14 protein-coding genes are annotated in these 14,291 nt (G+C 44.9%); 4 read left to right on the top strand and 10 right to left on the bottom strand.

Going from position 1 to position 14,291, the window contains the following annotated elements; genetic code table 11:
• The first annotated feature begins 2 nt into the window (after positions 1-2).
• Genes DWX43_RS24035 through DWX43_RS24020 form a run of 4 tightly spaced genes read left to right on the top strand, consistent with a single transcriptional unit; the run spans position 3 to position 3,412 of the window.
• Positions 3-479, top strand: coding sequence for a PTS sugar transporter subunit IIA (locus DWX43_RS24035; RefSeq protein ID WP_109730746.1), 477 nt, complete (start codon positions 3-5; stop codon positions 477-479).
• Positions 476-1,411: a 1-phosphofructokinase gene (gene pfkB, locus DWX43_RS24030; protein WP_109730747.1), complete on the top strand. Its 936-nt coding sequence runs from the start codon at positions 476-478 to the stop codon at positions 1,409-1,411. Before DWX43_RS24035 ends, pfkB begins: the two co-directional genes overlap by 4 nt.
• A gap of 5 nt (positions 1,412-1,416) precedes the next feature.
• On the top strand, positions 1,417-2,682 hold the full coding sequence (locus DWX43_RS24025; protein WP_118622404.1) for a zinc-binding dehydrogenase: 1,266 nt from the start codon (positions 1,417-1,419) through the stop codon (positions 2,680-2,682).
• A 58-nt stretch (positions 2,683-2,740) separates the two neighbouring features.
• Positions 2,741-3,412, top strand: a complete 672-nt coding sequence (locus tag DWX43_RS24020; RefSeq protein ID WP_182440809.1) for an HAD family phosphatase — start codon at positions 2,741-2,743, stop codon at positions 3,410-3,412.
• 17 nt (positions 3,413-3,429) lie between these two features.
• Here DWX43_RS24020 and DWX43_RS24015 read toward each other — a convergent pair whose 3' ends face one another.
• The 10 genes from DWX43_RS24015 to DWX43_RS23970 all read right to left on the bottom strand — a co-directional run bounded on the left by DWX43_RS24015 (position 3,430) and on the right by DWX43_RS23970 (position 14,266).
• Positions 3,430-5,562 carry an ATP-binding protein gene (locus DWX43_RS24015; RefSeq protein ID WP_118622379.1) on the bottom strand — a complete coding sequence of 711 codons (2,133 nt, stop codon included), beginning with the start codon at positions 5,560-5,562 and terminating at the stop codon, positions 3,430-3,432.
• Positions 5,563-5,777: 215 nt separating this feature from the next.
• A complete protein-coding gene (locus tag DWX43_RS24010; RefSeq protein ID WP_109730750.1) occupies positions 5,778-6,386 on the bottom strand; it encodes an AAA family ATPase in 609 nt (202 codons plus the stop codon).
• 15 nt (positions 6,387-6,401) lie between these two features.
• A complete protein-coding gene (locus DWX43_RS24005) occupies positions 6,402-7,250 on the bottom strand; it encodes a class II fructose-bisphosphate aldolase (protein ID WP_109730751.1) in 849 nt (282 codons plus the stop codon).
• A gap of 57 nt (positions 7,251-7,307) precedes the next feature.
• A complete protein-coding gene (locus DWX43_RS24000) occupies positions 7,308-7,691 on the bottom strand; it encodes a tetratricopeptide repeat protein (protein ID WP_109730752.1) in 384 nt (127 codons plus the stop codon).
• Between the two features lie 31 nt (positions 7,692-7,722).
• Entirely contained in the window at positions 7,723-9,015 is a 1,293-nt protein-coding gene (locus DWX43_RS23995; RefSeq protein WP_118622377.1) for a PTS ascorbate transporter subunit IIC, read from the bottom strand.
• A gap of 33 nt (positions 9,016-9,048) precedes the next feature.
• Positions 9,049-9,339 carry a PTS sugar transporter subunit IIB gene (locus DWX43_RS23990; RefSeq protein WP_109730754.1) on the bottom strand — a complete coding sequence of 97 codons (291 nt, stop codon included), beginning with the start codon at positions 9,337-9,339 and terminating at the stop codon, positions 9,049-9,051.
• A gap of 18 nt (positions 9,340-9,357) precedes the next feature.
• Complete coding sequence (locus tag DWX43_RS23985) at positions 9,358-9,615, bottom strand: HPr family phosphocarrier protein (protein ID WP_109730755.1); 258 nt, start codon at positions 9,613-9,615, stop codon at positions 9,358-9,360.
• An 11-nt stretch (positions 9,616-9,626) separates the two neighbouring features.
• The gene (locus DWX43_RS23980; protein WP_109730756.1) at positions 9,627-10,088 is read right to left on the bottom strand and encodes a PTS sugar transporter subunit IIA; all 462 of its coding nucleotides are present in this window, start codon (positions 10,086-10,088) and stop codon (positions 9,627-9,629) included.
• Between the two features lie 194 nt (positions 10,089-10,282).
• A complete protein-coding gene (locus DWX43_RS23975; RefSeq protein ID WP_118622375.1) occupies positions 10,283-12,331 on the bottom strand; it encodes a BglG family transcription antiterminator in 2,049 nt (682 codons plus the stop codon).
• 156 nt (positions 12,332-12,487) lie between these two features.
• The gene (locus DWX43_RS23970) at positions 12,488-14,266 is read right to left on the bottom strand and encodes a sugar-binding domain-containing protein (RefSeq protein ID WP_118622402.1); all 1,779 of its coding nucleotides are present in this window, start codon (positions 14,264-14,266) and stop codon (positions 12,488-12,490) included.
• Between the last annotated feature and the right edge of the window lie 25 nt (positions 14,267-14,291).

The raw sequence follows: 14,291 nt of genomic DNA, 5'->3' as shown, positions 1-14,291 counted from the left end.
ATATGTTATTTAAAAGCAGAAAAAAAGTGGAGGAAAAGAAGGAACTTTTATACCGTGAAAACATTCGGGTGAACTGCAGACCCGACACTCAGGAAAATGTCATCCGCAAGGTCGGGCAGATGCTTGCAGACTCCGGTTATGTAGACCAGCCGTATGTCGATGCGATGCTCGAACGTGAAAGATCACTCTCAACCTATATGGGAAGCGGCCTTGCACTGCCCCACGGAGTCGAGCAGGCAAAAAAAGAAATCCGTTCGTCCGGGATCGCAGTTATGGTTTTTCCTGAGGGCACACCCTGGGGGGATGAACAGGCCAAGGTTGTCATCGGAATCGCCGGCGTCGGGGAAGAACATCTGGATATCCTGTCAGTCATCGCTGACAAGATGATGGATGAAAAAGCAGCCGCAGAACTGACAAGCGGAACGGCTGATGCAGACACCATTTACAGGATTCTTACAGGAAAGGAGCAGATATCATGATTGTAACAGTAACAATGAACCCTGCCATTGACAAAACCGTAGAGATCGGGCACCTGATCCCGGGAGGGCTGAACCGCATCCACAAGGTTGAATATGATGCAGGTGGAAAAGGTATTAACGTTTCAAAAACCATCCGTGAGCTGGGCGGTGGGAGCATCGCAACTGGCTTTCTCGCGGGAAATGCAGGCAGAACGATTGAGAGCGTACTGAAAGACAGGGGGATTCAATCAGATTTCGTCTGGGTAGATGGGGAAACAAGGACAAACACGAAGGTACTGGAAGATAACGGAGAGGTTACCGAGCTGAATGAACCCGGTCCTGAAATCACCCCGGACCAGTTGGATGAACTGCTCGCCAGACTCGAAGGGTATGCAGGCGACGGAGTTTTATTCGTACTGGCAGGCAGTATCCCGAGCGGTATCAGCATCGATATCTATGAAAAGATCATCAGGCTGCTCCACAAAAAAGGGGCAAAGGTTCTGCTGGATGCCGACGGCTGTATGTTCCGTCAGGCGCTGGATGCTGGCCCCGATATTATCAAACCGAACCGGGCAGAGTTAGAAGAATTCATGGGCATTGACTATCGTGCCTCTGACCGGGACCTTTTAAAGACTGCAAGACAGCTTCTTGGAAAGGGTGTGGATACCGTAGCTGTTTCAATGGGAAAAAGCGGCGCCATGTTTGTCCGGGACGGTTATGAAGTCAGATGCCCCGCGCTTAACGTAAAGGCACACTCTACTGTAGGGGCCGGAGATGCAATGGTTGCGGCGCTTGCCTATTCCTTTGACACAAAAAACGGCGATGAAAATACTACCCGCATCTGTATGGCTGCTTCCGCAGGGGCTGTTACAACAATCGGGACAAAGCCGCCGGCAAGGGAACTGGTAGACGAGTTAATGGAACAAGTAATCATAGAAAAGATAGGAGAGTAAAAATGATGAAAACAAAAGCAGTGAGAATGTATGGTACAATGGATCTGAGACTGGAAGAATTTGAATTACCGGCAATCAAGGATGATGAAATCCTCGTTAAAGTAATCAGTGACAGCATCTGTATGTCGACTTATAAGCTGGCCGAGCAGGGAAAGAAACACAAGAGAGCGCCGCAGAACATCGATACAAACCCGGTTATCGTCGGCCATGAATTTGCCGGTGTGATCGTGGAGGTCGGGGATAAATGGAAAGACCAGTTTAAGCCGGGTATGAAGTTCGCACAGCAGCCGGCCCTCAACTACAAGGGCAGCCTTGCATCCCCGGGATACTCTTATGAATACTTCGGCGGTGCATGTACCTACTGCATCATCCCTCATGAAGTTATGGAGCTGGGGGCACTGATGGAATATAAAGGAGAAAGCTTTTTTGAGGCGTCACTCGGAGAACCTATGAGCTGTATCATTGGCGGATACCGCGGCAACTACCATACCAACAAGAGGGACCACAGTCATGCAATCGGCACAAAGGCTGACGGCGATATCATCATCCTCGGCGGCTGCGGGCCAATGGGACTCGGGGCAGTCAGCTACGGAATCCAGTTTGAAAATAAACCAAAAAGAATTGTTGTAACTGACATTGATGATGCTAAAATAGAAAGAGCAAGGGAAGTCATCCCGGAATCCTTTGCGGCAGAAAAGGGCGTGGAACTTCTGTATGTAAATACTGCTAAGATGGCAGACCCTGTTCAGGAGCTTAAAGATATCACAGGCGGAAAGGGGTATGACGACGTATTCGTCTACATTCCAAACCGTGCAGTAGCCGAACTTGGTGACAAACTGCTTGCATTCGACGGATGCCTGAACTTTTTCGCAGGCCCGACGGATAACCAGTTCAAAGGAGAGATCAATCTCTACAACTGCCACTACACAAGTACACATATCATGGGGACAACCGGAGGCAATAACGATGACCTGATCGAGGCCAACGATCTTGCGGCAAGAGGCATCATCGAACCGGCCGTCATGGTTACCCACATCGGCGGGATCGACAGCATCGCAGAGGCAACCATGAACCTGCCAAAAATCCCCGGCGGCAAGAAGCTGACATACACCCAGTTTGACATGCCTCTTACAGCCATCGAAGACTTCGGGAAATTAGGGGAAACTGATCCCCTGTTTAAAAAACTGGATGAAGTATGCCGGAAAAACAGAGGTTTGTGGAGTTCAGAAGCGGAAAAAATCCTGTTCGACCACTTTGGCGTAGAAGCTTAAATGATACTGCCCTCCTCTGAACCGGTTTAGAGATAAAACAGGAATGAGGAGGGTTATTATGATTCAAAGACTAAAAGAAATCAGAGCTGTACTGTTTGACATGGACGGTGTCATATTCGACACAGAAAGACTTGCCTATCAGGGATGGATGGAGTCCGGCAGACTACTGGGATTTCCTATTACAGATGAGCAGATCAATAAAAACCGCGGCTGTGATATACGGGCCGGCAGGATGCTGTTTAAAGGATGGTTCGGAGAAGACTTTCCCTTTGATGAGGCAAGGAAGCTGAGGACTGGCTATATGGATACTTATATCGCCAGAAACGGTGCTCCTCTAAAACCCGGTGTCAGGGAACTGTTTGCCACCCTCAGGAAGGCCGGAATAAAGAAAGCACTTGCTACCTCAACACAAAGGGAGACTGCGAAAGAATACTTTAAAAGTGCGGACCTGCCATTCGATTTTGATGCCTCTGTCTGCGGCACCGAAATCAGAAACAGCAAGCCCGCCCCCGATGTATTTTTGACTGCTGCCGAAATACTCGGCGAAAAACCGGAACACTGCCTCGTTGTCGAAGACAGCCCCAATGGCGTACGCGCAGGCATTGCAGCCGGCTGTACGGTAATCATGGTACCTGATATGACTGCACCGGACGAGGAGATGAAACGGCTCTGTTTCCGGATACTGGACAGTCTGAGTGAGCTGGATGAATGGATAAAAACACTGGCCTGAATTTCAATACAGATGCATTATTTTTTCATCCATCTCTGCAATGATTCTAAAAGACGGTTGATATCAATGGGTTTTGCAATGTGGTCATTCATGCCTGCACTGTGCGCCTTTGCCAGATCAGTTGCGAAGGCGTTGGCCGTCAGGGCAAGTATGGGGATCGTATGTGCATCTTCCCGGTCTAAAGACCGGATCGTCCTCGTCGCCTGATACCCGTCCATGACCGGCATCTGGATATCCATCAGGATGCAGTCATAAGTTCCCGGGGCAGAAGTAACAAATTTCTCTACGGCACGCTGTCCATTCTCAGCCTTATCTATAGAAAATCCATGCATCTGCAAAAGCTCTGACGCAATCTCCCTGTTCAGTTCATTATCTTCAACCAGCAAAATTCTTTTGGAAGTCAGAAAGTCCTGCGTTTTCTCATCCAAAGCCTCTGAGGTTCCCTGGCTGTCATTATCATTCGCATCCGAAGCTCCCAAGTTATCTGGTTCTGCTTCAGGTATCACAATCTCATCACACCGTTCGAGTGGAATGGCAACGATAAACTCGCTCCCTTTTCCCAGCTCGCTCTTAACTTCTATTGTACCGTTCATCATGCGGACAATATTCTGTGTAATGGCAAGTCCGAGTCCCGTCCCCTGAATCTTATTGATCCGCGTATCCTCCGCCCTCGTAAAGGGTTCGAAAATATGTGGCAGGAATTCCCCGTCAATACCAATCCCGTTATCCTCAATGATAAATCCGTACTGTCCTTTATTTCCACTGTTATCCGGAAGCTCCTGTACCCGCAGACTGATGGTTCCGCCCTCAGGTGTATATTTCACCGCATTTGTAAGCAGGTTCATCAGTACCTGCTGAAGCCTTCCCCCGTCAGTTCTTACCTTCCAATGCCGCAAATGACCGCTGAATAATTGAAGCTTCTGATTCCTTTCAGCAACCAGAGGCTGAAACATGTTTGCAATATCCTCGAACATTTCAGGCAGTGACACCTCTTCAGATATCAGGTCGATCTTTCCGCTCTCAATTCTGGACATATCCAAAACCTCATTAATAAGGTTTAACAAATGATGTGTCGATGTATTGATCTTGTTAAGGCAGTCCCTTATCTTTTCCTGCGAATCAATGTTTGCTTCGGCAATAGCTGTCATCCCCATGATGGCATTCATCGGCGTGCGTATGTCGTGGGACATGGACGAAAGGAAGTTGGTCTTTGCCTCACTGGCGATCTGGGCTGTTTTATATGCTTCTTCCAGTATCTTCCTCTGCCGCTCCTGCTCCTCCCTCTGCTTCGTAATGTCTATCCCTATTGTATAGAAGGATGGTATTCCATCCCAGCTTTCTTCTCCCCTGGCATAAGACAGGGTAATTGTAAGAATCTTCGTCTGACCGCTGCGGGTCGTGATCTTTGCCTCCGTAACCATATTCCCGCCGGTAACCATAAGTTCCTGCAGCATAGGTATAATACGCTGTAAATCTTCCTGATGGAGGTAAGTACACTGGCTGTGCAGTTCATTCTCAAATTGCTCCGCTGTATAACCGATCATATCAAGGAAGTTGGCGCCATACCAGAGAACGGTGCTGCAGTCTCTGGCATCCAGCCGGGCAAATCCGCCAGGGACGGAACGGAGAAGGGCATCCTGCTCACGGTTCTTTTTCTCCAGCTTGAATTCACTGGTATACATATCGTGGGACAGCTCAAGCCGCGCACGGTGCCCCTCCCAGTTAATAAGCCGGTTCTTGATTAAAAACTTCCGTTCCAATACCGGATTATCAAATTCCCACTCGTAGTATTCGTCCTCCCGCAGTTTATCATTAGTACAGAAAGGACATGGGGTACTTCTCCCCTGAATCACTTCATAACATTTGTGTCCCAGTAATTTCTCTGGGGGACTGCCCAGAGTATCACAGGAAGTATTATTCAGATACAGCAACTCATAGCTGTCCAGATCGCTGATATAAATATTGCCTTCATAAGCATCCATCATGAGGCGGAAATATTCCTGATACAGCCCGGCATAATCTGTCCTTTCCGCAGCCATATTCATATCTGCGTGTCCGGCTATTGCACAATCCTCTATATTTACCTCTCCCACGCAGTCTTTTTGTGCCTTCAATTCTCCGGGGCATTCCATACTTTTTTCCTGTTTCATAGCAACCTCTCCAGAACTTCGTTTATCTGTACATTTATGTTATTCTACCATACCCCGGCATTTTCGTCCATCCTGTTATGCCCCTTCTTCGGTAATCAAAATGGTGGAGAAAAAGCTTGTATACAGTAAAAAATGGAAGGCTCCCTTGTCTATGGGATTCCTTCCATTTTTGCATATTTTATATCAGATATATTCCAAGCCCATAGCGTGGCCGTCTATTCTGAACAAAGTTTTCCGATCTCTTCCAGAATCTGTGCATAATCAATCTTCGAAAAGTCTGATGCATCCACCTCAATCAAGTGCCCCATCTGGAATTTATCGTATCCTTTATGAAGGCAGCGGTCCTGAAAAATCTCATAAGTTACCAGACTGTCCGCCTGGGTACGGTCTTCCAGAACATCGCCCTTATGGTAACAGCTTACCAGATGACCCAGATGACGGTCCTGAGCCAAATCTCTCTTTCTTGAAACCTCATAAAGATGTTCAATATTTCCTAAGGAACGGATTGTAATGACTTCATAACCATATTTCCGGGACAAATCTGTAAGACGGCCCTTTTGCTTATCACTGAAAGGATAATCTGAGATGATACATTCACCCTGCTTCATTTTTTCTTCAATAACAGCATAGTACCTGGCCCACGCCATATTCTCGACTTTCGTTTTTTCTTCCTGATTATTGAATCCATACTCATCCCACATCTGCTCTTTCATTTCATCCTGATTTACAGTCTGGAACCGGGGATACTTTTTCAAAATAAGGGCACACATACTGCTCTTTCCCGTGGCCGGATATCCTGCCAGCAGAATCATACATTTTTTCATGATAAACCCCATTGATTAATCTAATTTAAATAATGAAGCCTTTTCTGTTACAATAGCCGCAATTCTGTCATTTGCAGGCCCAAGCAGCCCCCTTAAGGATGTTAACGGTGTAACACCTTCTGCCGTAAATGTTTTACTTACTACTTCAATATAAGATTTATTTAACTCCGTCCCAACGTTAATTTTCTTCATTCCTTCTCTTACACATTTCCTCATATCTTCATCAGAAACACCTGTGCCTCCATGAAGTACAAGCCCTGTATCTCCAAGTTTTTCTTTTAATTCCTCTAACAGTTCATAGTTAATCTTTGCCTTTGATTTATACTGGCCGTGTGTAGTTCCAATGGAAACAGCCAATGCATCAACCCCTGCTTCAGATGCAAAATGCAGGGCATCTTCAGGCTTCGTATACATAGCCGCATCTTTGTCAACCACGACCCCGTCTTCTGCACCGCCGATAGAACCAACTTCTCCTTCAACAGATACGCCATGAGCGTGTGCATAAGCTACAACTTCTTTTGTATTCTTTATATTTTCTTCGATTGGAAGAGAAGAACCATCGTACATAACTGAAGAATAACCTAAATCGATTGCTCTTTTCAATGCATCAATATCTTTACAGTGGTCCATATGTAATGCAACGTTTACCGGCACATTTTCTGCGAGCGCTTTCACAGCCGCAATCAATGGCTCAAAACCAATATATTCTGCTGTTCCAAGTGATGTCTGGAGGATGATCGGCACGTTGAGATCTGCCGCTGCTTTTACCATAGCCGGCACCATTTCAAAACAATGTACGTTAAACGCTCCGACAGCCCCTTTTCCCTCGTTTTCCTTAAACATTTCTATTAAATTCTTATACATGATATTACCTTCTCTTTCTGAATATAATTTTTTAGTCTTTAACAGATATATCCGGTTTTATATTTTCCCGCGAATCATATCTTTTGATATCTGCATCATTTCCTGTACTTTTCCGAAATAATAGGTGATCTTTTCATCATCCTTTGCTTCGGCGGCCTGCTGACGCTTTTTGTTATACAGCGACATCAGATCTGTATAGGATTTGCCCATTACTTTTTTCATTTCAAAGCTTTCTTCATAATACCTGATTGCCTCGTCATATTCTCCGGCCTGCATATATAGGGAGCCAGCTTCGTTTAAGAGTTCAATTCGTGCGTCTCCCTGTGTTCCCTCCAGCTGCTGAACTTTTTCTTCTGCCTGTTTCATTAATTCTTCCTGATTGATAACAGGTACTTCCTCTGCCTTTTTTTCTTTTTTATCTTTCTTTCCAAATAAGAACATTTCGCTGCCTCCCTTTGCGATTTAACAATACTTAGAATATTCCGCCAATCCCTTTAAAAATCATGAAGAAGAATGCCGTTACTACGGTATCTACATCTGTACATGTGATATTCTGGAAGCCGATCTGTGATAACATTGGTGATAAGAATGCCGGAAGCATCATGATAAAAATACCATGAGCAATACATCCTATAATAACGCCGCGGCGCCCACCGACTTTGTTTGCAAAAATACCTGCTGTACCACCGGCAAAAAAGTTACTCATGACACCCGGAATAACAAGCGGAACACCAAGAGCCGGAATACCTGTGATGAACATACCAATCAAAGAACCGATTGTTGTGAAAATAAATCCCATGATGACTGAATTTGGTGCGTATGGAAACAATACAGGGCAGTCCAGTGCCGGTTTTGCATTTGGAACTAATTTCTGGGAAATTCCCTGGAAAGCCGGTACGATTTCTGCTAATAACAGACGTACTCCTGCTAACAGTACATACAAACCTACTACGAACTGCATTGCCTGTAAGAATGCGTATACCATGTAGTTTGTGTCTCCGGCAAACTCTGCGCTGGCTTCCGGTCCGGCAATTGCCGCTACAATTAAGTAGAACGGAATCATAACTACCATAATGGAGAGGTAGGTATCCTGAAGAAATTCAAGGCTCTTTGGAAGCTTCAAGTCTTCACAGGATTTAGAGTCATCTCCAACAAGTTTTGCGATTAACGCTGAAAACATGTATCCGATTGTACAGAAATGACCGAGGGCAATATCATCACTGCCCGTGATTTTACGCACGATTGGCTGTGCAATTGCAGGCATTAGTGTAGCGAATGCACCACCTACTAAACTGGAAATTAAAATCAGAGGTATACCGCGAAGTCCGCAGAACCAAGCAAATACTACACATAATGTAGATTCCCACAACAGAGCCTGTCCGGTAAGGAAAATATATTTAAAAGGTGTAATTCTTGCCAGGATAATATTTACAATAAAGATACCTGCTAATGAAATTGCAATCTCTGCACCCAGTCCCAGTTCTCCCATAGCCTGTCCGTTAATAGCTTCAATAGAAGCAACAACACTCTCAAGGCCATTTAAACCAAAACCCTGATTAAATATCGCCCCAAAATAGGATAACGCGCCCTGCATGACGGTTGAACCGGCCGATAATACCATAAATCCAAGAATTGTTTTCATTGTTCCTGATACAATCTGTCCTGCAGGCTTTTTCTGCAGAGCAAGACCTAATAATGCAATCAAACCGATAATAATTGCAGCCTGAGTCAGAATATTATTAATAATAAAATTTAATACTGCCATAATTCCCTCTCCTTCTCTTAAATGTATTACTGATTAAATAACTCCCATGTCCTTTAAAACTGGTGTAAGCTTTTCACGGATTTCATTTTTGTCTACAAGACGCTCCAGAAAAATTGCCGGGCATTTTAAGGAAATACGTTCAAATTGTTTTTCAAAATTTTTCCCTGAAATAATCAGGTCTGCATCCATTCCTGCCGCGCTTGAGATATCAATGTGATCCATTTTTGCTTCCACACCCATTTCCCTCAATACCGCCTCTGTTGTCATCTGACAGGCAAAACTACTCCCAAGTCCGTTCCCACATACTGCTAAAATCTTTAACATGTTTTATATCCTCCTTCTTTATAAATTATTTGCAAAGAATTGTTTCAACTCTTTTACAGCCACCGCTTCATCCGTTCCGGTTACTGACACCGTTACTTCTTCGTTTTGTTTTACACCCAGTGACATTAAGGCAAGAATCTTCTTCAGGTCCGCTGTTTTTTCTTTTGCGGAAATCATGATCTGGCTTTCGTATTTCTTGGCGACATTTACGAGCTGCCCCGCAGGCCTTGCATGAATCCCCTGAACTGCTGTAATTACATATGTAAATTTCTGCATCTTCCCCTCCCTTAATTTTCCCGGATTTCATTTTCCATTTGAATCAACATATCATAAATCTGCTGAGGTTTTTTGGCATGTACCATTTCACTGACCTTACTCTCATCCATAAAGATATTCGATAAAACTTTCATCGTATCTATATGGGAATTCGAGTCACTGGCTGCCAGTGCAATCAATACCCTTACCTGAAAACTGTCTTCTGAAAACTGAATTGGTTCCCGGAGTAATGTAATTGCAAGCTGCTTTTTAATCACGCCATCTGTCGGTCTTCCATGAATCAGTGCAAAATCTTCTGCCAGCACATAATAGGGTCCATATTCCGCCGTACTTTCGAGAATCGCTTTTTCATAATTATCTGTAACAAAACCGCCTTTTATCAATGGTTCGAGACTCAAATGGATTGCTTCTTTCCAATTGCTTACCCGCTCAGTGATATGTATGTTTTCCGGTTTCAACATATCCGATATCATTTTTGTTTTCCCCTTTCTCGATTTGATGATGTTATTGTAGCAAGTAAATTTTGCAAAAAGAAGTCCAAGTATTTGCAATGAATTTTGCAAATCTGTAGACAGAATTTCACGTATATTTTCCTAAAAGAAAGAGCTCTAAACCCGCAATTGGATTTAGAGCTCTCTCTAAAATAATCATGATTCCTTTATATATGCTATTCTTTTTCGTATGCCTCTGCCAGCCTTCTTTCAAAATAGGCCAGTATCTCCTGTGGCGTATCCATCCCTGTTAATTCATCCACTGCCTCATCCTTTTCGAACAGCGTCATGATATCGCGAAGTACTTTCATATGGCTTTCCTGATCTTCCGCTGCCAGGACAATTACCACATTCGCGTGGTCCTTTTCTGAAAAAGCAACCGGCTTTTTAAATAAATGAATGGAACAGTCCAGCTTATTGACTCCGATTTCCGGTTTGGAATGGGCAAGGATGACTCTTGGCGCAATGAACATATAAGGCCCATAATACTGCAGCTGTGAAATAATGCTGTCAATGTATGGCGCCTGGATACTTCCTGCTTCCATTAAGTATTCGCCGGCAGTCCGCAGTGCCAGCGTCCATTTATATTCATCTTCATGAACCTCTATTCTCGGCTCATCTAAAATACTGAGCAGGTCTTTTTGGTGCTGCTGCAAGTCAGCATAAGCATTATTCCTGCTTTGGTATAAGTATTCCTCAATCTTCTTTTTAGCCTGTTCCTGCTTCTCTTCTATAATGTATGGTTTCACCACGGAAAACAATTCGTTAGCATTCACGTAAGACCCGTTATTCATCATCTTGAAATGCCGTGCAAGCAGGGCCTTATCCCTTCCGGTCAGAATCGGATGTACCTGAATGACCGGTATCACGCTTTTGATCTTCACTGTGCTGACAATGATCTCACAGCGGGCCTGAGCATTTCGCACCGTTGACGTCGATTCCACTCCTACGACTTCCACTTCGGGGAACATCTTAGTCAGCTCCCGCTTCAGCATATTTCCTGTGGAAATGCCATTAGCACACACAATCAGCACCCTGAGGCGTTCACTTTTATTGTTGGAAATCGGAAGATATGCCCCAAAATGCAGTGCCAGATAAGCGACTTCTGTGTCCGGCACAGACACTCCTATCTGCTTTTCCAGATACCGGCTGACAATCTTCGTAATTTCAAACAAATCCGGATATTCCCGGATAATGTCGACATTCAGTGAGTCCAGACTCTGGATTCCATACTGGTAGCGGTAAAGGGATGCATTAATATGGATGAAAAGCTGCCGTTCCAGTTCTTCCCTCCGCTCAAATGTAACACAGGCCACCTTCTCGAATTCGGAAACCAGTGCCTTTGCAATCTCATATGCACGCTCATTAGAAGTACTTTCAAAGATATTCTCGGAAACCATCGCAACCCGCCCGCCCAGTAAATGCAGGCACAGATACGTTTTCTCCTTCTCGCACAGATTCGGGAAATACTTTTCCACCAAATCATATTCTCTGTGCTTTTTCATCTCTTCTTTTTTCAGATCTGCAAAGTAGATGCCGCCATCTCCCCGTTCCATCATTGGAATCAGCACTGCAAGCGCTTTCCGGCTCTCCGGTATATACTCCACGCCCAGCTCCTGCTCGACCTTTTTCAAAGTCTCTTCAGCTTCATCAATCTTACCCTGATCGATAAAGCTTAACCCGCGGCTGGCAAATAGGTTCTCAAGGCCCTGAAAATTCAATAAAAAAACAGTCCTGATCTTAATCGCATCCCCGGTAATAATATATCCCTTCTTGGAGCGGTATTCCAAAGTCAAATCATCTTTTTGCAGCTGGTTGATTACAACCTGCAAATCATTAAAAATAGTATTCCGGCTGACTCTGCAATATTCGGTAAGCTTATCAATATGAACCGGTGCCGCAGAATAGATAATGGCACAAATAATAATCTGCGCACGCTCAGTAGGTGAGTAAATATAGGAATCCTCCTGTTCCACCGTTTCCGTACAGGCCTCTATCTGCTCCCGCATCTCATCGGTTAAAAGCAGTCCCTTGCCCCTTACTACTTCCAATTCCTGTATCCCATTGTCTGCAAGCCATTCATTAATCCGGCAAAGGTCATAATAAATGCTGCGCTGGGAGACCTGCAAATCTGCTGCAATCTGCTGCATAGATAAATAAGAACCCGTGTCTAAAAGCAACTGCAGCATTGACTGACATCTTGCGTTTAAATACGTTGTATTCATTTCACATCTCCTTCTACAGTCCACTTTTGATTGTGATAATGGCGGAGTATAAAATTTTGCAAAAAACTTTGCAAGATTTTAGAAACCACAATTAATATTAGCACTTTTGAATGATATAAATTATTATATCATTCTGAAAGCAAAATGGATAGCTTTTCATATGCAGGTCCCTCTGATCTTTAGCACCTCCCGGTCGTAGGTAAATATTCCGTTCACTTCCTCTTCCACATCGGAAAGCTGTGTATAGACACTCGCACAGAGTCCTTCTGGAATCAGTTTTTCCACGTCCTCCTGAAGCTTCACGTAAGCCCGGTTTAACTGGCTCACATCTGTATATATTCCATATCCGTACTGGGTCAGGCATGCACTGTGACCCTCCGACCGCATCGAATATCCGCCGAATTCAGAGAGCACAGTTGCCCTGCGCTCCTCGGGCCTGATTCTTAACCGGAAAAAATAATTATGGATGCTCTGGAAGTCGCCCCCTTCCTGATCAAACCACCCGCTTGCCTGATCAATCAGCCGGTCCGGATCCTCCTTCCTTGCAATATCCGTCATATCTGCAGTCTGGAACTGCCCCCATCCTTCATTAAAGATTACCCATGCCGCGATGCTCGGGTGTCCTTTTAATAGTGCAATCGTCTCCTTCATTTCTTTTACAAATTCCAGACGGCCTGCCTTATCCTCACGGGATAAAAGCCTTGTATAACCGTCCTTTATCTTCAGGTTCCTCCATGACAGCGCGGTTGCCCCGTAAGTCACAAACCAGTGTTTATACATCCTGCCTCCGTTTACCATGTCCTGCCATACAACCATGCCAAGTCTGTCACAATGATAATACCACCGCTGGGGTTCAATTTTAAGATGTTTTCTAAGCATGTTAAAGCCCATGTTCTTCATAGACTGTATATCGAAGATCAGTGCCTCATCACTCGGCGCTGTATAAAGCCCGTCCGGCCAGTATCCCTGGTCCAGCACCCCTTTTTGATACTGCACTTTATGATTCAGACATATTCTCGGGAGGCCGGCCTTGTCAGCCTCAATTGTGAATGTCCTCATAGCAAAGTAACTGTCTGCGGTGTCATCCCCCATCTTCACCGTAAAATAGTATAAATACGGGGTTTCACAGGTCCACGGGTAAATATAAGGAAGATGAATCACAATCTCCTCATTCGTCCTTCCCGTTCCATGCCCCCAGTCTTCCAGTGTCTCCACCTCTCCAAAGACATCCTCCGGTTTTCTTAAGGGTTCCTCATAAATCCCCGGCTTTCTGACCTCGATCTCCACTGCACAGCTTTTCTCTGACGTTACGGTAATCCGTACTTTTCCCGCATCCAAGTCCGGCCGGGCCGTGATTTTCTGAATGTATTCCCCCGGGACGTCTTCCATCCATACCGTCTGCCAGATGCCGCTCTGAGCCGTATAGAACATTCCGCCGCGTTTCAGTTTCTGTTTGCCTCTGGAATGGTAGGATGTGTCACTCAAATCCTTAACCGAAACCAGTATCTCATTTTCCCCCTCCGTGAGATAATCTGTAATATCCGTCTCAAAAGGAAGGTATCCTCCTGTATGCCGGACGGCCTCCCTGCCATTGATATAAACGACACAGGATTGGTCCACAGCCCCGAAGTGAAGCAGCCTCCTCAGCTTTTCTTTTTGAAACATATCAAAAGAAACTAAAAAAGTCTTCCGGTACCACAGATATTCATCCGGCTTCAATTGTCTTTCCACACCTGACAATGTGCTTTCCGGAGAAAAAGGCACCACGATTTTTCCCTCGAACTGAGCGGGCCTTTTGAATTCTTTAGTAAAACCATATTCCCAGGCCCCGTTCAGATTTATATAACTTTTCCTGACAAGCAGAGGCCTCGGATATTCCTCAAGTACATGTTCCTCGTCAAGTGTTTTTCCCCATCTGGTTAAAAGTTGCTTCATAAAAAATACTCCCTTCTGTACTCCT

Origin of the sequence: Clostridium sp. AF19-22AC, from assembly GCF_003479085.1 — a bacterium.
GTDB lineage: Bacteria > Bacillota > Clostridia > Lachnospirales > Lachnospiraceae > Faecalicatena_A > Faecalicatena_A orotica.
The sequence above is the reverse complement of the archived record's forward strand: the minus strand, read 5'-3'. Positions and strand labels throughout refer to the sequence as shown.

Excerpts from the sequence above, each read along its gene's own strand:
- DWX43_RS24015 (WP_118622379.1), bottom strand. The coding sequence starts at position 5,562 with ATGAAACAGGAAAAAAGTATGGAATGCCCCGGAGAATTGAAGGCACAA.
- pfkB (WP_109730747.1), top strand. The coding sequence starts at position 476 with ATGATTGTAACAGTAACAATGAACCCTGCCATTGACAAAACCGTAGAG.
- DWX43_RS23975 (WP_118622375.1), bottom strand. The coding sequence starts at position 12,331 with ATGAATACAACGTATTTAAACGCAAGATGTCAGTCAATGCTGCAGTTG.
- DWX43_RS23995 (WP_118622377.1), bottom strand. The coding sequence starts at position 9,015 with ATGGCAGTATTAAATTTTATTATTAATAATATTCTGACTCAGGCTGCA.
- DWX43_RS24035 (WP_109730746.1), top strand. The coding sequence starts at position 3 with ATGTTATTTAAAAGCAGAAAAAAAGTGGAGGAAAAGAAGGAACTTTTA.
- DWX43_RS24005 (WP_109730751.1), bottom strand. The coding sequence starts at position 7,250 with ATGTATAAGAATTTAATAGAAATGTTTAAGGAAAACGAGGGAAAAGGG.
- DWX43_RS23985 (WP_109730755.1), bottom strand. The coding sequence starts at position 9,615 with ATGCAGAAATTTACATATGTAATTACAGCAGTTCAGGGGATTCATGCA.
- DWX43_RS23990 (WP_109730754.1), bottom strand. The coding sequence starts at position 9,339 with ATGTTAAAGATTTTAGCAGTATGTGGGAACGGACTTGGGAGTAGTTTT.
- DWX43_RS24010 (WP_109730750.1), bottom strand. The coding sequence starts at position 6,386 with ATGAAAAAATGTATGATTCTGCTGGCAGGATATCCGGCCACGGGAAAG.
- DWX43_RS23980 (WP_109730756.1), bottom strand. The coding sequence starts at position 10,088 with ATGATATCGGATATGTTGAAACCGGAAAACATACATATCACTGAGCGG.
- DWX43_RS24000 (WP_109730752.1), bottom strand. The coding sequence starts at position 7,691 with ATGTTCTTATTTGGAAAGAAAGATAAAAAAGAAAAAAAGGCAGAGGAA.
- DWX43_RS23970 (WP_118622402.1), bottom strand. The coding sequence starts at position 14,266 with ATGAAGCAACTTTTAACCAGATGGGGAAAAACACTTGACGAGGAACAT.
- DWX43_RS24020 (WP_182440809.1), top strand. The coding sequence starts at position 2,741 with ATGATTCAAAGACTAAAAGAAATCAGAGCTGTACTGTTTGACATGGAC.
- DWX43_RS24025 (WP_118622404.1), top strand. The coding sequence starts at position 1,417 with ATGAAAACAAAAGCAGTGAGAATGTATGGTACAATGGATCTGAGACTG.